This window comes from Streptomyces sp. NPDC021224 (assembly GCF_044332905.1).
Taxonomy (GTDB): domain Bacteria; phylum Actinomycetota; class Actinomycetes; order Streptomycetales; family Streptomycetaceae; genus Actinacidiphila.
This window is the reverse complement of record NZ_JBIRPW010000026.1, coordinates 17083-35288: the sequence shown is the minus strand read 5'-3', so window position 1 is coordinate 35288 and position 18206 is coordinate 17083. Positions and strand designations below refer to the sequence as shown.

Here is an 18206-nt window from a genome sequence, read left to right as displayed (position 1 = left end):
CGCCCACCAAGGAGGAGAACTCATCATGATGCTCCGTTCCCACATCAGGCCGCGGCTCCGAGGGCTGCGCGCGCTCGGCACCGCAGCCGTGTTGGTCGCCGGCGCGCTCGGCACGGGGGTCCTGGGGGCGACGGCCGCCCACGCGGACGCCACCGCGACCATGACCGGTTACGACGTGCCGGAGGCGCTCGCGCCCTATCGGTCCAGCACTGTCGAAACGGTTCCGGCGTACCTCGACCTCGCGTTCGACATCACCTGCTACGTGACCGGCGAGACCGTCTCGGGCACGTACGGGGCTTCCAACATCTGGGACATGGTGAGCAGCGTCGGCCCCTACGGGCGCAACGGCACCTTCATCCCCGACGCGCTCGTCTACACCGGCTCCAACTCCGCCGTGGTCCCGCACTGCTCCTCGGCGCTCGGCCACATCATCGGCAACGGCCCCGTCGTGGTGCGCAGCGGACGGGGCGGCGGCTACTCCTCCGTCGGCGACAACCTGAGCGTGGGCGAGTACGTCGAGATCGCGTGCTACGGCGTCGGCCAGGCCGTTACCGGCCCTTACGGCACCGAGACCCTCTGGGACAAGCTCACCGAGGGCCCGGTGAACTCATCCGGCGAGTGGATCCCCGACGCGCTCGTCTACACCGGCTCCAACTCCGCGGTGGTACCGCCCTGCTGATCCGCGCACCACGGCCGGGGCCCGCACCCGCGGGGGTGCGGGCCCCGGCCACCGGGCCAGGACGGCGCGGGCGCGACGACAGGCACGCCGGGCGGCTCCGTTCTGGCTGCGGGGGCTGCTCAGGAGGCGGTGAACGCCAGCGAGCTCGGGGTGACGGTGAAGTCTCCGGTGAGGGCGGCTGCGTCGCCCGAGCTGAACCAGGTGCCGCAGTTGCTGGTGTTCCAGATGTGCAGGTCGCCGCTGCCGTTCAGCTTCAGGCCACCCGGGTTGGTGAAGTAGCCGCCGACGGTGGCCCCCGTGGTGGCCGACGTTCCGGCGAGGGTCAGGCTGCACGGCGCGGGCAGCCCGGACAGCGAGACGCGGAATCCGCTGACGCTGGCGGGGGTCCAGCCTCCGGCGGTGGTCGGTCCGGTGAGGTTGAGGCTCCAGGGGAGGGCTTGGGGGGTGCCGGAGAAGGTGTACGAGAACGCGCACATCAGCGAGGCCGAGGTGATGGTTGCCGCCCGGGGGAGCGGTGGGGAGGAGGTGTAGGTGCCATTGGTGAGCGTCTGGCCGGTGTATTCCGGGCTGGTGGAGAAGTAGCAGGGCATCTTGACGCCCGTGACGGAGTCGGTGAGCACTGCGTTGCTCGTGGACGCAGAGAAGGCGCCGTTCACGGCGGCTCCGCTGACCACGACGCCGGAGACGGCCGCGGAGGCCGGGCCGGCCGTGAGCCCGACGAGTGCGAGCAGCACGGTCCCGGTGGCCGCCGCCCGGGCGGCACGCTGGATGAGCAGGCGCATGGCCCAAATCCCTTTCTGCGCGGTCGGGTAGGCGCCCGGCCGGCCCCGGCGGCGGGAGGCCGTCGTATGGGGAGAGCCTCGGCCCAGGGACGCGGGGCGGTGGGGAATTGCCTGGAGACCGGAGCGTAGGGGTGCGGGGCCCGGTGGGCAATGTCCCGGCCGGACAGGGCCGTTCGCGTGGTCGGCAGCGGCATTTTCCTGTCATCCGCGTGCGAGGTGCGTGGTGCCTTCTTGTCCGGCGATGAGGGCCGGACCCGCCGCCCCGTGCCCGTTTCCGGCGCGGCCGGGGCGCGCGGCGCCGTCTCGCCGCCGGGGCCGCCGGGGCCGCCGGCGGCTGTCTCCTGCATGGGGACCGACCCCGGGTTGTGGGCCCCGATCACCCCGGCACTCTCGCCACCTGCAATGACCTCGAGTACTGGCGGAACGGCAATGGTGACTCAGGTAGTCCAACAGCCAACGTCATCGATGTAGCAGGTCAGCGAGTTTCGTCGGTTGGCTTCGTTCATGAAGGCGGACAGCGTTTCTCGATGACTTCGGATGGCGCTGGAGGACTCTCCGGCTGCCGCTTGTGCCCGGTCTGTGCCCGCGAAGTTCAGGCGACGGATGGACGCCTTGGTTCGGTCGGGAGGATCCCGTGCTCGTCGAAGAGCTGGTCAAGGGACTCGTGGCCATGCTCGCGACGGTATCCATCTCGGCTGTGGTGACCGGCAGGACCCAGAGGATGCGGGCATGGCCATCCGGCAGCGGGCAGTGCACCAGGCCAAAGCCGTGGAGGTAGGGAGGCTGATCAGCAGGTGGTCGGCGAGGACGTCCCCGCCACCTGCTGGCGTCCGCCGCGCCCCGCGCAACCCGGGCCGATCAGCGAGCTTTTCCGGCCCGGGCTGCGCGTGACCGACGGGTACCACCCCGAGATGACCGTCGTGGAGCCGTACCGGGTCGGCGCCCTGCGCGTGCCCCGCGGGCTGCTGGCCGGGCGCGGCGGGCCGGCCTTCCCCGCAGTACACGCGGAACAGCCCTCCTCCCTCCCCAGGGAGGTGTCGACAGGGCCCTGCCGGTTGCACTTGCCGGGTGACCCGGGCAAACGCGGAGCTGCCGGTGCGCCGGGTACAACCTGCCGCGAGACCGACGACGAAACGGGCCACGCAACCTGCCGGGAAACCAACCGCGAAACCCGCGGCCCCGTCTGCCGGGCCCTGCCTTCCGGAAAGAGGTCCACGGTGACGCGCGGGCACGCCCTGTCACACTCCGCCATCTGCGGGCCCGTGCAGTACCAGCCGACGGAGTACCGGCGCAGCAGCCGCGACGGGTCGTCCAGCAGCCGCATGTCCAGGTCGTGGGTGCGGCGGCCCTGGGCGTCGTAGACCCACAGCCCGACGTGGTGGTCCCACCAGGAGACGAGCCGGACTTCCAGCGGAGCCCCAGGTCCAGCTTCCGGTGCATCGCCATGTTTCGCAGGCGCGGCGGCATTTCGCTTCCGGGCCGCCTTGGTGGACGTCGGCCGCCGAGGCGCACACGCTTCCAGGTTTCAGGCCCGCGCGTGCCCCAACTTCGACGGCCGTTGCTGCTTCTTTTCCTGAGTCTGCCTCGGCTCTGCGCGGCAGGGTAGCTGCTGCCTGTGTCAACGGCTCCCGCATGGCAGTCGGCTGTCCTGGTGCCCCGGCCTGTTCCCGGGCCGGGGCGTAGAACGCGCTGGCGTCTTCGTGTGACGGGCCGAACGTGTCCCGCGGGGCCAGGAGCGGCGGCTGCGGTCACCGGGCGGTGGCCGCTGCGCGGGATGTCGTTTCACGGGGTTGCGGGCCGAGTACCGGCTCTGAGTGAATTGCCGAAGGTATCGGTGCTCGGGGAGGGGCTGGCGTGCTGGGCCGCGCTGACGTGAGAACCCGGCGGGGGGCCGGGGGCGGGCAGTGGGCGGAGGGGACGCTGCTGGCCGAGATGGGGACGCTGGGGCCGGGCGCGGCGGGCAGCGCTCTGGAGGTGCTGGAACGGCTCGGGACCGAGCGGGTGTACACGCGCGGCGAGACCATGATCATGGCCGGGGCCAGGGACTCCTTCGTGCTCCTGTTGCTCGACGGCTTCGCGAAGGTCAAGGCGGTGGACGCGTCCGGTCTCGGCGTTCTGGTGGACGTACGGGCGGCCGGTGACGTGGTCGGAGAGGTCGCCGCGTTCGACGGCGGCCCGAGGACGGCGACTGTCAGCGCCGCACAGCAGATGTACGCGCGGCGGATATCGCGGGACGACTGGCTGCGCTGGATCACCGGGAACCCCGGCGCCGAACTGGCGGTCAACCGTAGCCTGGCCCACCGCAGCCGGACCGCGGTGCGGCGCCGTACCGAACTCCTGCGGGGCCCGGTCGTCGCCCGGCTGGCCCGTGCCGTACTGGACCTCGGGTCCCAGTACGGCACCCGGGTCCCCGAAGGGCTGCTGGTCAGACCGGGCCTCACCCAACCGGAGTGGGCCGAGCTCATCGGCGCGCGCGAGCGCCGCGTGCACCATGCGCTGCACGCCCTGTCCATGGCCGAGGCCCTCTCCTACGGGCGGTGCCGGATCACCATACGGTCGGTGCCGGAACTGCTGCGGTTCGCCGCCCTGAACGGCGACGACTGGTGACCGCGCCCCGTACGGCGCTTGCGTGGCGGCTCGCCGCCGGCCCGGGCCCGGCCGACGTGGAGCCGCTGTGCGTGCGGTGGCCCGAGCACGGAGAACCCGAGGTCTCCAGCGGGCAGAGCGAGGTGCGTCGGCTGACGCTGCGCCGCCTACGGGCGCTGCGGCTCGAACTGGCTGCTGACGGCGGGCTGGTGGCCCACTGGGGCCGCGGCGGGGGAGGCGCGCGCTGGCCCGGGGCGTGGGCCCGGGCCGGCGCGGGAGCCAGCACCCGGGACACGCCCGCGGTCGAGGTCACCGCGGGCGACGGCCGCCACTCGTGGCTCGACGGCTGGCTGGTCCGGTCCCCGGCCGGTACGCGGCTGGAGGCGCTGTGCCTTTCCCCCGGCAACGGCGGAACCTGGCCCGCCATCGTCCGGGTGGGGACCGCGATGCTGCCGGTGCCGCCGCTCGACGCACCCGCCCGGGCAGCGGGCCCCGCCTCCGAGCCCTGGGGCCGCGTCTTCGCCGGCCACCTGCTGCTCGACCGGCCGGCCGGTCCGCCGCGCGGCCTGCCGTTCGCGGTCGCCTTCGGCCCCGGGCCCCGCGGCTGCCGGGCAGCAGCCGCCACCGCCATGGAACTTCACAGCACCGGCCCGGCCGGCGAGGGCGCCGTACGGTGGGCGGCCCACTGCACCGACAGCGCGGAGTTCACCGTCGAGAGCGCCGGGCCCGGAACCGGTGCGGGGGAGTACCGGCTGACCGTGCGGTACGGCCCCGAGCACGAGGACACCGGCGCGCCCGACTGGAACGCCGCGCCCGACCTCCCGCTACTCGCCGGGCTCACCCTGCCGGTGCGGGCCGGCGCCGCCCGCGCCGCATTCACACTGCGCGGGCACCGCCTCACCGGAACCCTGGAACTGGCCGGCCGCGACCCCTTCAACGGCGCGCCCCTGACCTACCGGGCCCGGCTGGAGGCCGAGGCGTGCCCCCCGGCCGGCGCGGCCGGGCGGCCGCTCTCCCCGTCGCGCGAACTGGCGGACCGCTGGAGGGCGCTGTCCGGGCCGCTGCCCGGCGTGGACCTCCGCCGCGCCGGCAACGGGAGCGACGACGCGTACGGCCGCGCCGGACCCCGGCCGCACGGTCGGCACCTTCAGGCAGCCGACCGCGCGGCCCTACCGGAACACGCGGGCTTCGTCCGGCTGTTCCAGCCGCTCGACCTGGCCGTCGGACTGGTGCACGGGCCCTCGGGCGACACACCGTACGACGGCCGGCCGCGCCCGGTGGTCCTCACGCGCGCCACCACACCGCCGACAGAGCCCGACGCCGCCGTTCAGCGTGACCGCGTCGAACTCCGCGCCCTGGCCGAGCGGCTGACGCTCCAGCAGCGCTATGCCGAGGCCCGGCCCCTGCTGAGCCAAGCCCTGCGCCGTCACCAGGAAGCGGCAGCCGCCGCCACGTGGTCCGAGCAGCGGCGCAGCGAGGAGATCAGCGTGCTGCGCGTTCTCGACCACCAGGCGCTGTGCGACTGCGCGCTGCACGACCACCGGGCGCTCGTCGGCCGGCTCGGTGCCGCCGCCCGGTTACGGGGCCGGCTGGCGAGCGGCGGGCCGCCGGGCGCGGAACCCTCCCCCCTCACCGGGGAGTCGGCGGCCGGAACACTGCTGGCCATGCTCGACCAGGCCCACCGCCTCGGCTACTGGCGCAGCATGCTCGGCACCGACGAGGAACGGGTCGGGCAGGTCGAGTCCGTGGAGCCCTTCCACCGGCAACTGGTCACCGTGCTCCTCGACCTCGGCGAGCCCGTCGCCGCGCTGCTCGCAGCCGAGGCGGGTCGGGCCAGGGCGTTCGCCGACCTCCTCGGCCGCGCGGCACCGCCGGTACGAACGACGGGTACCGACCCGGACCGGACCCGTCCCGAGCCACCGCACGCCACCGCGCACCCGCGCCCCGGCACTCCGGCGCACTGGGCCTTCGGCTCCCCGCCGCCGCTCAACGCCGCAGCGCTGTACGCGCTGCTGGCCCGTCACGGACACCCCGTCGTGGCGTACTTCCTCACCGGGGACCGGCTCGTGCGGTGGATCTGGACGCCGGGCAGCGGACTCACCTCCCACGTGCAGCAGCTGGACGCCCGGGCGTTGGCGCGGGCAGTGGACACGGTGGGCCGGTCGGGCCGGCCGGAGCGCGGCTCCTCGCCCGACCGGGTACGGGAGGCCCTGCGGTGGCTCGGCGCACTCCTGTGGCCCAGCGGCCCTGGCAGGGCGGGAGCGCTGCTGCCGGCCGACCCGGACCGCCCGGTCACCGTCGTCCCCCACGGCATCCTCGCCCGCGTCCCCTTCGCCGCACTACCCGACCGGTCGGGCCGGCCCCTCGTACACCGGCACGCGCTCTGCGTGCTGCCGGGAATCTCGCTGCTGGAAGGACTGCTGGACCGCCAGGACGCACGGGGGCGCCCGCCGGCCGGTGCACCGCGGCTGCTCGCCTTCGTCGATCCGGAGCCGATGCCGGCGGGGCTGCCGCCGCTGCCCTGGACGCGGACGGCGTTCCCGCGGGTCGCCACGTGGTACGGGGAAGGGCGCAGCCGCGTGTACAGCGGTACGGAGGCGACCGCGTCCCGGCTCGCGGAGGAGGCCGCGCAGGCGACGGTGCTCTGCCTGGCCACGCACGCCAAGGCGTACGGGCAGCCGCAGGCCCAGGAGCCGGCGCCGCCCGCGGACCACGGCGGCCGGGCCCGCGGCCCGATGGACTCGTACGCGGCGCTCGCCCGTACCCCCGGCCACAGCGGGCTGCTGCGGGCCCGCGACCTGCCGGAGCTGTCGCTCGGGGCGGACCTCGTCATCCTGTCGGCCTGCGAGGGCGGCGCCGGCAGGGTCACCGCCGACGGCGTGATCGGCCTGGGCAGGTCCTTCCTCGTGCGCGGGCCCACCGCGGTCCTGCTCGCCCTCGCACCCGTCGGGGAGGAGGACAGCCTCGACCTGGTGTACCGCTTCCACGAGCACTGGCTGCACGAGGGCGGCGACCGCGCCGCGGCGCTGCGGCGGGCCCAGGCCGCGTACGCGGAGATGTACCCGGACGCCCCGGAGCGGTGGGCCTGGTTCGCCCTGCTCGGACTGGGAACACGCGGTGCCGGCATGCCGCCCCGGCGGGCGGGCACCGGCGCCCGGGCGCACCCGGCCACCGCCCCCGACCCACCTGAACCGAAACACACCCGAGCGTGAGGGGAAGCACTGATGACCGCCGACCTCCCCCCGGACCACCCGGCCCCCGCGGACGTCCCCGACGACCACGGCCCCGAGGACACCCAACACGCCGGCACAGCAGGCGCCACCGACGCCACCGGTGACTGCGGCGTCGTCCTGTTCGACGACGTCCTCGCCACCGCGGGGCTCTACGCCGAGTCCGCTCTGCTCGGGCATGAGCACCGGGCCGAGGAGCGGGAAGCCACCGTGACGTTCGTACGCCCGCTGGCCTACCGCCTGACCGGCGCCGCGGCGGTACCGGGGGTCGTGGACCTGGTGCTGTGCTTCCTGTTCGACCTGGCGCCGCTCACCGCAGGGCGCTCCTACGCCGAGGCGTCGCTGGACCTCGTCTTCGACGACGCCGAGGCACGGGCCCTGACCCTGGCCCCGGCGTCCGGCACCGTGCACGGGGACGGCACCCGCGTGTCCGCGCGCGGGAGGGGCGGCAACCGGCTGCGGTGGGTTTTCGACCCGCCGCCCCGCGGGCTGCGCCCCGACGGCCACTGGGTCCAGGCGGTGCTGCGGCTGCCGGCGGACCGTACCGGCGCCGCGGGGCGGATCTCCGCGCAGATCACGGTACGGCGGACGGTCATGGGCCTCCCGACCGGCAGGCAGGCCCGGACCCGCGCCGGCGTCCCCTTCACCGTTGCGATCGCCGACGCCTGGCCGGCCACCGGGCTGGACCTCGGCCTGCCATACGCGCCGGACGCCCCCGCGACCGCGCCGCAGGAACCCGGCGCGCCGCCGTACGGCCGGGACCCGGCACGGCGTGAGGCGCCCGGACAGGCTGAGGAACAGGCCGAGGACCAGCGGCTGGAGGACCAGCCCTGGCTGCGCCGGCTGCTCCTGGCAGTCGACGTCGAGCGCTACGGCAGCAGGCACAACACGCAGATGGGCCGTATCCAGCGCGATCTGTGGCGGGCGGTCCGCAGCGCCTGCACGGCCTCCGGGATCGACTGGCACCGGTGCGGGCAGCAGGCGTCCGGTGACGGCTACCTGCTGGTGCTGCCCACCGGGATCGACGAACCCGGCACCATCGTCGCGATGATGCGCGGACTCGTCCTCTCCCTCCAGGCGGGCAACAGCGACCCGACCCGGCCGGCGGACGTCCTGCCGACCCGGATGCGCGCGAGCCTGCACCAGGGGCTCATCCGTGAGGGGCACAGCGGCTTCCTGGGCACGGCGGTGGTGGACCTCTTCCGCGTGCTCGATTCCGCCCCGCTGCGTACGGCGCTGTGCGTCAGCCGGTCCGCGGACCTGGCCGTCGCCTGGTCCGACACGCTCTACCGGGATCTCGTCCCGCACGCCTACCCCGGCCTGGAACGGGAGCACTTCCGGCCCGTACGGGTGGAGGAGCCGGCGAAAGGGTTCGCGTCGGACGTGTGGATCCGAGTGCACTCCCGCCCTCAGGATCCGGCGAACCCGCACTAGGACCGGGTTCTCCGCGTGCTGCCGGGCTGTACTGCACGCAGGCGGCCGGGAGCCCGCCGCACCTGGCGGGGCTCCCGCGCACCGCGGAACCACCGTGCAGGAGGCAGCGTATGGAACCCGTTTCCGTCACCGTCATCGGGCCCAACAACTCAGGCAAGACCGTCTACCTCGCCAGCCTGTTCCACCGGCTGGGCATACAGCGCAGCGACGTCGGCTTCTTCGTGCAGCTGCCGGCGGAAGAGAGCAAGGCGCTCAACATCGCCTACAACCAGACCGCCGGACCGGACAAATGGCCGGACCCCACGATGCTGTCCAACCTGCACGAATTCGAGTTCACCTGCTCGATCCGGACGTCCGACAACCGGTTGCACAGCCCGTTCAGCATCAAGTACATCGACTACGGCGGGGAGCACATCACCGCGCAGGTCGGAGACAGCGATCTCGGAGCCAGGGTGTCCCAGCGGGCCAGGGAGTCGGATTTCCTGCTCGTCCTGCTGGACGGGGTCAAGGTCATCAGGCTCCTCGGCGGGGACGACATGCTCACCAGCGAGATATTCCACATCTTCAACCTCATGGAGGGCTCCGACGCGGTGGTCCACTTCGTGATCACCAAGTGGGACATCCTGGAGGCGGCCGGGCACACCGTCCGTGAGGTGGTGGATGCCCTGCTGGAGAACCCCGACGTGAGGGAGGTCTTCGACAGCCGGATGCGGCGCAGCGCCGTCTCGGGCGCGCTGCGGGTGATTCCCGTCAGCGCGGTCGGAGCCGGCTTCGCCGATCTGGCCCCGGACGGGTTCACCATGGTGAAGAAGGGGCGGTTCCCGAGGCCGCAGAACGTCGAGATCCCGTTCATGGCCGTCCTGGTGGACCTGTTCGACCGGGCGGTCAAGGAACTGGCGGCCGAGGAGCAGACCGCCGGCACCTCCACCCGGGCCCAGCAGGAAGCCCATAAGCTCAAGTGGATCAGGACGGTCCAAAAGCGGCTTCCCGCGCTCAACTCCCTGATCAAGGCGAAGGCCGTGAAGTCCCCCGTGGTCCGCGTGGTGCAGGAGACCTTCATGGAGGCCTTCGTCGGCTTCGTGGAGCGGCAGGTCGGCCAGTACGGGCGGCGGGTCGAGCACGACCTCGCCGCGCTGCGGCAGGAGGCGGCGCAGGCGCGCTCGGAGCGGGAGGCCATGACCGGCCTGATCCGGCTGTTCGAGGCGACCCTCGCGGAGTTCGAGGCCGCGCACCCGGGCTCGCGTCTGCTGTGGGAGACCTCGTGACCGCCGCCGACCCGTCCGCAGACCCGTCCTCCTGCCGCCGGGCATGGCCGTTCGTGATCACCCGCGCGGTCAGGACCGGCTTCACGATCGTGGTCGCCCCGGACTTCCTGGCCGACGTCCGACGGCACAGCCTGCTCGGGGACGTCGCGGGGGGAGAGGTGTCGCAGGAGCACGCCTACCTGCGGGAGTACCGCGACCAGGGGTCCGTCCGGCTCTGGCTGCTCTACCGTGTCGTCTACCTGACGAAGCAGGACGTCGGCGGCGACGACAGCTTCGAGGCCATGAACCGGCGCGCCCCCTTGATCGAGGGGGTGGTCTGCCGGACCGAGCCGGAGTTCGACGCCACCGAGGAACTCTTCACCCGCGTCCACGAGTTGTGCGGCCCGGCCGTGCGGGACTTCTACACCGAGGACTCGGACACCTTCCCGGTACGCCCCTGGGGGCCGCTCGATCCCCAGGTCTCGGGACACGCCCTGAGGATCGTGCGGAAGGGCCCTTACGTGTCGGAAAGGAATCTCCAAGCGGCCCTTCGGGGCCCCCACCCACGCCCCCTCGGCACCCCCGCCCCGGCCGTCCCGACGCCCGTTCCCGCCGCCGGGCCCGCAGGACTGGGCCGACCTGGTACTGGGAGCGGCGGCGGTCCTGGCGCTCTACGCGACGGCCAAGGCGGTGCGGGCGGCACTGGGCGTCCTGAAAGGACTCCGCGGCGGCACGGCAGACCCGTCGTAGGCCCCCCGGCAACCGACAGCGCCCGGCGGCCCGCCGGGCTCGCCCGTACGCTCCTCGTCCCGGCCGTCGTCGCGGTGGTGGCCGTGCTCCTGCTGCACCTCGTCGGCGTACTCGGCTGACCGCAGTCGCGGGCGGGCGGCGACGACGACAGGCGGCGCCGGGGCCGGCGGCCAGAACGTGCTCGGGCGTGGTCTGTCCGGCATGCGCGGACCGCGGGGGGACCCGCCCCCGCTGCGGGACGTGCCAGCGGCGGATCTATGGACGTTCACTCTGGAAGACGCCGGCACCCGCACGCTGGCAACCCGCGGCGTCCGTGTGTGCGGGCTGGTGGCAGTGGCTGTGTGTCAGCCGGGTGTGGGGCGCGCGGCCTCGGTTCGGCAGCGGTCTCGTGCCTGCCGGGTGAGCTGGGTGTCGGGGTGATCCGGTCCGAGGACGTGTTCGCGCTCGGTGAGGATCTGCTCGTGCAGGTCGGCGGCGCGTTGGTGGTCACCGAGGGCGTGCAGGGTGGCTGCGACGGCGGCACGGCTGGCGAGGGTGTCCGGGTGCCTGGGGCCCAGGACGCGTGCACGGTCGGCGAGGACGGCTTCGTGCAGGCCGAGTGCTGTCCTCGCGTCGCCGGAAGCGGCTACGGCCTTGGCGATGTCGGCGCGGCTGTCCAGGGTGCGCTGGTGATCGGGGCCCAGCACGCGGGCACGGTCGGCGGCCAGTTGCCGGTGAAGTGCGGCGGCTGTGGCGTGGTCGCCGAGTCCCGCGATGGATCTGGCCAGATTCGACCGGCTCGTCAAGGTTTGCGGATGTTCGGGTCCCAGGACGCGGGTGCGGTCGGCGAGTGCCGACTGGTGCAGGGCGGCTGCCCGGGCGAATTCGCCGAGGTGCTGGAGGAGGAAGCCGAAGTTGCTGCGGCTGATCAGCGTGTCGGGGTGGTCGGCTCCGAGGGTGCGGGTGCGGTCGGCGAGTGTCTGCTCGTGGAGGGCGGCGGCACGAGCGTGGTTTCCCAGGCTGTAGAGGCTGTTCGCTTCGTGGTTTCGGGAGGTGAGGGTGTCGGGGTGGTCTTCGCCGAGCGCGTCGCGGCGGCGGGCGAGTACGGTCCGGCGCAGGTCGAGCTGGAGGGCGTAGTCGCCCGAGTCGCCGAGGACGTCGGCGAGTCGGTCGATCAGGGCGCAGGCCTCGGTGAGGGGGACGGGGGCGGGCGCGCCGAGCAGCAGCGGGAGATGCGGGGCGAGCAGCCGGGCGGTCGGCCACCCGGGAGCTCCCGCGGTGCTCGCGCGGCTGACCGCGGCGGTCAGCGCCCTGACGACCGCCCGGAGGTAGCCCGCGGTGCCGGGCGGGGTGCCGGTACGCGCGGCGGCCAGTGCCGTCACTTCCCTGATCAGAGGATGCAGGACGACGGCGGGCGGCGGGCTGTTGTCCGGGGCCGGGCCGTCGTACGGGTCCAGTCCGGTGCCCGGGGCCGGTTCGAGCAGCCCGTGGCGTTCGAGGCCGGCGAGTGTCTGGTCGACGGTGGGCAGGGTGACCGGGGGAGCGGGAGCGGGAAGTGCGGTGGTCAGTAGCTCAGGGGTGACCAGGTCGAGTGGGACGGGTGCTTCGGCGAAATGTGCGAGGGCGCGCAGCAGGGGGCGTGCGAGCGGCAGGCCTTCGTGTGCGAGGTGGTCGAGTGACAGTTCCCAGGTGTGGCGCAGCACCTGCCGTGCCGCGTCCGGGTTCGGTTCGCCTTCTGCGGTCTCCTCCGCCCCCAGGAGAGCGGGCAGTTCGGATTCCAGCGCCGCGCGGTAGGCGTGGAAGGTGCGCAGCCGCGCCGTCGGTGCGGCAAGCCCTGTGCCCGCGGCGCGCAGTGCGAGTGGGAGGCCGCCCAGGCGTGCGGCGAGTGCCTCCGCGTCCGCGGCGTTACCTGCGCCGGGAGCTGCGTCGCGCAGCAGCCGGCCGCCCGCGGTGTCGTCCAGCGGTGCCAGCCGTATGATGTCCGCGGCCGGCCCCCAGGTCTCCGTGCTGCCGTCCCGGCTGGTGACCAGCAGCAGCCCGCGCCCGTCGGGGCGTATCCAGCCCCGGTAGTCCGCGACCTGTTCGCTCTCGGGGCCGATCAGGGCGGGCTCGTCGGCGTTGTCGATCACCAGCAGCCAGCGCCGGGTGGCGGCGAACTGGCGCCACACGGTGTCCGGAAGGCTGTCGTGGCCGGCTTGAGCGGCCGAGAGCGCGGTGTGCGGCAGGCCGCAGGCCAGCGCAGCGCGGACCATCTGGTCGGCGAGGGTCTCGGTGGTGCGCCAGCGGATCCAGAAGACCGCGTAGCCGTCAGCTGCGGCCTGCGCGGCGAGCGCGGCCGCGACGGTGGTCTTGCCGGTGCCGCCCGCAGCAGACAGCACCGCGAACCGGCTGCCCGGGCGGCGTAACAGGGACGCCAGGCGGACGAGTTCCCCCTCCCGGCCGCGTACCCGGCCCACGTCCAGATGCGGCGGGCGAAGCGAGATCAGGGCGGGCGGCCACCCGCCCGCTGGGGCGGCGTGCGGCTCGGGCCGCGGCGCGGGAGCGGCGCCCAGCACCCCGGCCAGCGCAGCGAGTGCCACGAACGCCGGCCACACCACCCAGGAGCTGCCGGCCCAGTGCGGCAGCACCGCCCCGGCCCGCTCGGTGACCGGCCCCAACGCCACAGCCACGACCGCGGCGCCTGCTGCTCCCGCCCCCGCCCACCGTCTGCGCATACGTCCTCCGTACCTCCGCCGCCACCCTCAGGTACGCATCCCCGAACCAGGCACGGTGCATGCAGCAGGACGTTGCGCTGCCGTGCCGACCGGCGGTTGGTGCCGTGCCTGCCGCTCGTTCTCGTGAACAAAGCCGTGCCGGCGGGGGAGGGCCGGACGTGGGGAGCCGCTGCCGGGGGTGTCCGGGTGGTGGGCGAGGTGAGGATGGAGGCGCTGTCCGGGCAGGGCCTCCATCCGCGTCCGGAGATTCCGGCTCTGGAGTCCTCGAGGGGGCGAAGTGACGGCGGTGCGGCTGGGGCGGGTGTTCATCCGCCCGATCTGCGTCGACGGCGAGGGCCAGGAGCCGGGGGAGCCGGAGGCTGTTGTGCCGGATGCCGAGGGCCAGGTTGCGGTGGGGGAGGCGGCGGTCATCTGCGGTGAGCGCCGCCGCACTAGCTAGGGGGTGGTGGTCAGCAGAAGGAGTCGTACCACTCGTCTGCCTCGTCCACCGTGGTCGTGCTGACGCACTCGGTGTGGCCGAGCGGTACGGTCCGGGGTCCGGCGTAGTAGGCGAAGTAGCCCCAGTCGGCTTGGCTGTCCCATGGGCTCGTCACGCGTACACCGGTGTTGAAGTAGGTGCCGTACCAGCCAGATGTGTGCACGACCACGCCGCAAACCGTCTCGGCGTCCCAGTCGTAGTACAGCCGCAGTTCCACGCGGGGTGAGGAGTACCGCTTGGCAACCCAGAAGGCGCCGCCGCAGCCGTACTCCGTTGCGGCGCCGGCCGCGCTGTGGGCGCCGGCGGGCGCCGGCGGCGGGGTTTGGGAGGCGTTGCTGCACCCGGGGCGGCGTTCGCGGACGCGACCCCCGTGCCCAGTACGAGCAGCAGAGCGATGAGCGGGGTGGTGACGAGCGTTCTGAATCGCACGATGTCCCCTTTCGCTGTCGGGCCGAGGGCGCGGGGCTGTGGCCCGGTGGTTCCGGCTCTCGCCGGTGCCGCCTCGGCTTCGGGCCCCTATCGTGGCGCTGTGCGCGCTCATGGAGTTGGCGGCCGGCGCCATGCAGATGTGCTGTCAGCGCCGGGGCTGCGCCGCTCCGGCCTCGTTCCTGAACTGCCGCGGCGTCACGCCGTACGCCTCCCTGAACCGGCGGCTGAAGTCCGCCGCCGTTGCGAATCCCCAGCGCGCGGCGAGGAAACCGATGGGCTGCCCCCGCAGGGCGGGGCCGGCGAGGGCTTCACGGCAGCGTTCCAGCCGCCGTCGTCGCACCCTGGCCATGACGCTCTCCCCTTCGTTGCCGAACAGCCGGTGCAGTGCCCGGACCGACATGTGGTGGCGTGCGGCGATGGCAGCCGGTGTGAGCCCGGGGTCGCCGAGGTTGGCTTCGGGGGTGCCGGTGCTGGGGGTGTTTACCATTGGTCGGCCTCCGAGGCGGCGTCGTAGAGCGCGAACGCGCCCCGGTGCGGGGCGCCTCCGTCGCGGGGTTCGCTGTCCTGGCCGCGGTGACCGGCCTGGGTGGCTGCGGCGGCTTCCAGGGTGTCGAGGCTGTCGTCGGGCTCCTGCTCGTCCTGCCGCGCCGTTGCCTGGCCGCCGGCCGTGTCGGGTCCGGTCGCAGGGGCGGCGGTATCCGTCGCCGGCGGGCGCTGCGAGGGTGTCTGAGGGGGCACTGCTGAGGTGGCGGGTCGGGCTTGGCGCAGGAGTTGGTCGAGGGCGTCGGCGAGGTCGGCCTCGTGGCGGTCGCGGGCGAGTCGGCCGACGGCGGTCTGGATGTGGTGCCAGATGCGGTCGTTGAAGGGCCGGTGGACGTGCTCGCGGTGGATCCACGGGATCTCGTGGAGGTGGCCGTCGGGCAGGCGGATCCAGATCTGGCGCAGGTCGTGGGGGTGGGTGTGGATCTCCCATTTCCCGCTGCGGGAGGCGGTGGGGGAGGGCTGGCCGCGGTGGGCGTTCAGGCGGGGGTGGTCGTAGGTGCGGTGGTCGATGCGGATGCCGCGGTCGGTGGCGGCGTTCCACCGCACCGGGAGCAGTTCGAGCCAGTCGGCGCGGGTCAGGGTCAGCGGCACGTACCCGGTGATGCCGAGCAGGGCGCCCCACATCTCGTTGGGGGTGAGCGCGGTCTTGGGCAGGACGGGGTGGCGCAGGGCTTCGTGCCGGCGGTTCTGCCAGCACACGGTGATCCATTCGTCGAGGAGGTCCTGCAGCTGGGGCAGGGTGAAGCAGGCTTCTGCGTCCGCGAGGGGGCCGCGGCGGGTGGGGTTGGACCCGGTGTAGCCGGAGATGTGCTGCAGCAGCAGGGTGTTGATCGCGCCGAACGTCCGCTCGACGGAGCCCTTGGCGGTCGGGGTGCGGGGCGGGGCGGGCTGCACGCTGACCCCCAGGGTTTCGCAGGCGGCCAGGAAGGCATGGGAGATGAACACCGCGCCGCGGTCCACCACGATCGTCTCGGGAACGACGACGGGGCGCGCCGCGGCGTGCTCCAGGCGCCGGTCCAGCGCGAGCAGCCGCTGGTAGGGCAGGTTGGCGTGCGCCATGGACAGAGCGGCCGGCCAGGTGGGCCGCAGCGGGTGGGGGACGGCCATCTCGGCCAGCAGCAGAGCGGCGTCGACGGCTTTGGTGCCTTCCTCGCACAGCACTGCGGCCAGGATCGAGCGGGTCGCGACGTCGACGGCGATGGTCAGCTCGGGCCGCATCGGGCGGCCGTCGGCGGCGACGGCCATGACGTCCAGGCGGGTGGTGTCGACCTGGACCAGCTCTCCCGGCCGCAGCGCCACCGTCGTCGTGAACGGCCGGGGCGGGGTGGTGGCGGTGCGTGCGGGACGGCCCGGCAGTTCCAGCGGGTCGGCCAGGGCGTGGACCAGCCGGTTGAACGTCGAGGCCGGCGGCAGCGCGACCGCGCCCGGGCCGTGTGTGTCGTGAAGGATCTGCCCGGTGAGGGTCCGCAGCCCGGTCAGGGTCTCTTTCGAGCGGCCGCGCTGGCGCCGCAGTGCTTCCAGTACGGCGGTCACCACCCGCTCGTCCGCGCGTCCGGTGCGGCTGGCCGGCCGCCTACTGCGCTGGTCGACCAGGCCCCGCAGGCCTTGTGCGCGGTAGCGGCGCCGCATCCGCCGCACGGTGGCTGCACTGGCCTGCGGCCAGCCCAGCGAGGCCAGTTCGTCGGCCTTGGCCTGCTCCCGGTCCGCCAGCAGCCGGGTGGGGTGGTACTCGGGACGGGGCACGCCGCCGCTGCCGGGGCCGCCGGGCAGGCCGGTCTCGACCTCGCGGATGTGCCGCTGCCAGGCCAGAGCCCGCTCCCTCTCCCGCGCAGGCGCGCTCTCGAACAGCCCCCACCTCGGCGCGGGGGCCGGCCCGGCGGCGTCGACGAACTCGAACGCGGGATCGGCGAACAGGTGGGAGGCCAGCACCGACGCAGTACCGCCGTCCTGCCCGGCCAGCCGCACCGTGGCACCCACCACGGCCACAACCTCCCAGATGCGGCCCTCGAACCTCACCCGGGCACCCAGCTCCGCCCGCCGGGGCCGGTACCCCCGGCGCGGCGCGGGCACCTCGCCGACGTCCGGGGCGGCCGCTGTGGCGTCCGCGGGTGCGGCCGTGGCGGCACCGCCCGCAGAGGCGTGTCCGCTCACCACTGCTCGGCCTCCACACCAGCGTCGTACACCGCGAACACGCCCCGACCCGCGCCCGCTTGACCGCCCCCGCCGTTCTCGCTGTCGAGAGCGTCGAGACTGTCGTCGTCGGCGGCCCACTGCGCCGGTGCCGGCCGGCCGGTATCCGCCTGGCGGCCGTGTGAGCGGACTTCTGCCCGGACCTCGTCGTTGCCGGTGCCGTCCGGCCGGCGGGCGTGCCCGGCCGCAGCCGCGCCGGCCGCTGTTCCACCGGATCCGCGGACGCGGATCCGGCGGCGGGGCCGGTCCGGGCGCGCGCAAGGAGCTGCCCGGTGGCGTCGGCGAAGTCGGCCTGACGCTGTGCGCGGGCGGCCCGCTGCTCCACGGCCTGCCCGGCCTGCCGCCGCACCGCGTCGTCGAACGGCCGCTGCACGTGCTCGCGGTCGATCCACGGCGCTTCGTGCAGGCGCCCGTCGGGCAGGCGGATCCAGACCTGCCGCGGATCGTGGGGGTGGGTGTGGACCTCCCATTTCCCGCCGCGGGAGGCGACAGGCGACGGCTGCCCGCGGTGGGCGTCCAGGCACGGGTGGTCGTAGGTGCGGTGGCCGATGCGGATACCGCGTTCGGTGACCGCCTGCCACCGCACCGGCAGCAGCTCCGGGTAGTCGGCGCCGCTCAGCGGGACCGGCACGTATCCGCACCAGGCCACCAGCGCGCCCCACATCTCGTTCGGGCTCAGGGCCGTGCCGCTGATCGCGGGGTGGCGCAGGTCCTCGTGGCTGCGGTTCTGCCAGCAGGCGGTGATCCATTCGTCGAGGAGGTCCTGCAGCTGCGGCACACTCCACAACGCCTGATGGACGCCGCCGTGCCTGCCCGTACCGGTGGTATCGGTGGCACCGGGCCGGCCGGCGATGTGCCGGGCGAACAGCGTGTTCAGGGCGGCGAGGGTGCGCTCGGCGGCGCCCTTGGCACCGGCCCTGCGGGGCGGGGCTGTCTGCACGCTGACGCCCAGAGTCTGGCACGCGGCCAGGAAACCGCCGGACCCGGTTGTGGCTGCGCCGTCGACGACCAGGGTCTCGGGCACCACGACCGGCCGTGCGGCGGCCGCCTCAAGCCGCGCGTCCAAGGCCAGCAGCCGTTCGTAGGGCACGCTGGCGTGCCCCATCTGAAGCGCCGTCGGCCAGGTCGCGCGCACCGGGTGCGGTACCGCCATCTCCGCCAGCAGCAC

Annotated in this window: 11 protein-coding genes; 6 read left to right on the top strand and 5 right to left on the bottom strand. The window is 74.0% G+C overall.

Annotation, left to right across the window (positions count from 1 at the left end):
• The first annotated feature begins 25 nt into the window (after positions 1-25).
• Entirely contained in the window at positions 26-679 is a 654-nt protein-coding gene (locus ACH4PY_RS35520) for a hypothetical protein (protein ID WP_398192643.1), read from the top strand.
• A 119-nt stretch (positions 680-798) separates the two neighbouring features.
• On the opposite strand, the gene ACH4PY_RS35515 is transcribed toward ACH4PY_RS35520, so the two are convergent.
• Entirely contained in the window at positions 799-1461 is a 663-nt protein-coding gene (locus ACH4PY_RS35515) for a hypothetical protein (protein ID WP_398192642.1), read from the bottom strand.
• A gap of 1872 nt (positions 1462-3333) precedes the next feature.
• On the opposite strand from ACH4PY_RS35515, the gene ACH4PY_RS35510 reads away from it, so the two are divergent.
• The 5 genes from ACH4PY_RS35510 to ACH4PY_RS35490 all read left to right on the top strand — a co-directional run bounded on the left by ACH4PY_RS35510 (position 3334) and on the right by ACH4PY_RS35490 (position 10824).
• The gene (locus ACH4PY_RS35510) at positions 3334-4068 is read left to right on the top strand and encodes a Crp/Fnr family transcriptional regulator (protein ID WP_398192641.1); all 735 of its coding nucleotides are present in this window, start codon (positions 3334-3336) and stop codon (positions 4066-4068) included.
• On the top strand, positions 4065-7259 hold the full coding sequence (locus ACH4PY_RS35505; RefSeq protein ID WP_398192640.1) for a CHAT domain-containing protein: 3195 nt from the start codon (positions 4065-4067) through the stop codon (positions 7257-7259). The genes ACH4PY_RS35510 and ACH4PY_RS35505 overlap by 4 nt, the downstream gene beginning before the upstream one ends.
• Positions 7260-7271: 12 nt before the next feature.
• Positions 7272-8711: a hypothetical protein gene (locus ACH4PY_RS35500; protein ID WP_398192639.1), complete on the top strand. Its 1440-nt coding sequence runs from the start codon at positions 7272-7274 to the stop codon at positions 8709-8711.
• Positions 8712-8821: 110 nt separating this feature from the next.
• Positions 8822-9976 (top strand): hypothetical protein, encoded by a 1155-nt coding sequence (locus ACH4PY_RS35495; RefSeq protein WP_398192638.1) that lies wholly within the window; start codon positions 8822-8824, stop codon positions 9974-9976.
• On the top strand, positions 9973-10824 hold the full coding sequence (locus ACH4PY_RS35490; protein WP_398192637.1) for a hypothetical protein: 852 nt from the start codon (positions 9973-9975) through the stop codon (positions 10822-10824). Before ACH4PY_RS35495 ends, ACH4PY_RS35490 begins: the two co-directional genes overlap by 4 nt.
• 225 nt (positions 10825-11049) lie before the next feature.
• On the opposite strand, the gene ACH4PY_RS35485 is transcribed toward ACH4PY_RS35490, so the two are convergent.
• From ACH4PY_RS35485 to ACH4PY_RS35470, 4 genes are all read right to left on the bottom strand, one after another.
• Entirely contained in the window at positions 11050-13398 is a 2349-nt protein-coding gene (locus ACH4PY_RS35485) for a tetratricopeptide repeat protein (RefSeq protein ID WP_398192636.1), read from the bottom strand.
• A gap of 449 nt (positions 13399-13847) precedes the next feature.
• Positions 13848-14093 carry a hypothetical protein gene (locus tag ACH4PY_RS35480; RefSeq protein ID WP_398192635.1) on the bottom strand — a complete coding sequence of 82 codons (246 nt, stop codon included), beginning with the start codon at positions 14091-14093 and terminating at the stop codon, positions 13848-13850.
• A gap of 357 nt (positions 14094-14450) precedes the next feature.
• Complete coding sequence (locus tag ACH4PY_RS35475; RefSeq protein WP_398192634.1) at positions 14451-14792, bottom strand: helix-turn-helix domain-containing protein; 342 nt, start codon at positions 14790-14792, stop codon at positions 14451-14453.
• Entirely contained in the window at positions 14786-16918 is a 2133-nt protein-coding gene (locus ACH4PY_RS35470) for a transposase (protein ID WP_398192680.1), read from the bottom strand. Before ACH4PY_RS35470 ends, ACH4PY_RS35475 begins: the two co-directional genes overlap by 7 nt.
• Positions 16919-18206: the final 1288 nt, after the last annotated feature.

Coding starts and splice junctions, on each gene's coding strand:
- ACH4PY_RS35520 (WP_398192643.1), top strand. CDS start 26: ATGATGCTCCGTTCCCACATCAGGCCGCGGCTCCGAGGGCTGCGCGCG.
- ACH4PY_RS35515 (WP_398192642.1), bottom strand. CDS start 1,461: ATGCGCCTGCTCATCCAGCGTGCCGCCCGGGCGGCGGCCACCGGGACC.
- ACH4PY_RS35500 (WP_398192639.1), top strand. CDS start 7,272: ATGACCGCCGACCTCCCCCCGGACCACCCGGCCCCCGCGGACGTCCCC.
- ACH4PY_RS35495 (WP_398192638.1), top strand. CDS start 8,822: ATGGAACCCGTTTCCGTCACCGTCATCGGGCCCAACAACTCAGGCAAG.
- ACH4PY_RS35485 (WP_398192636.1), bottom strand. CDS start 13,398: ATGCGCAGACGGTGGGCGGGGGCGGGAGCAGCAGGCGCCGCGGTCGTG.
- ACH4PY_RS35475 (WP_398192634.1), bottom strand. CDS start 14,792: ATGGTAAACACCCCCAGCACCGGCACCCCCGAAGCCAACCTCGGCGAC.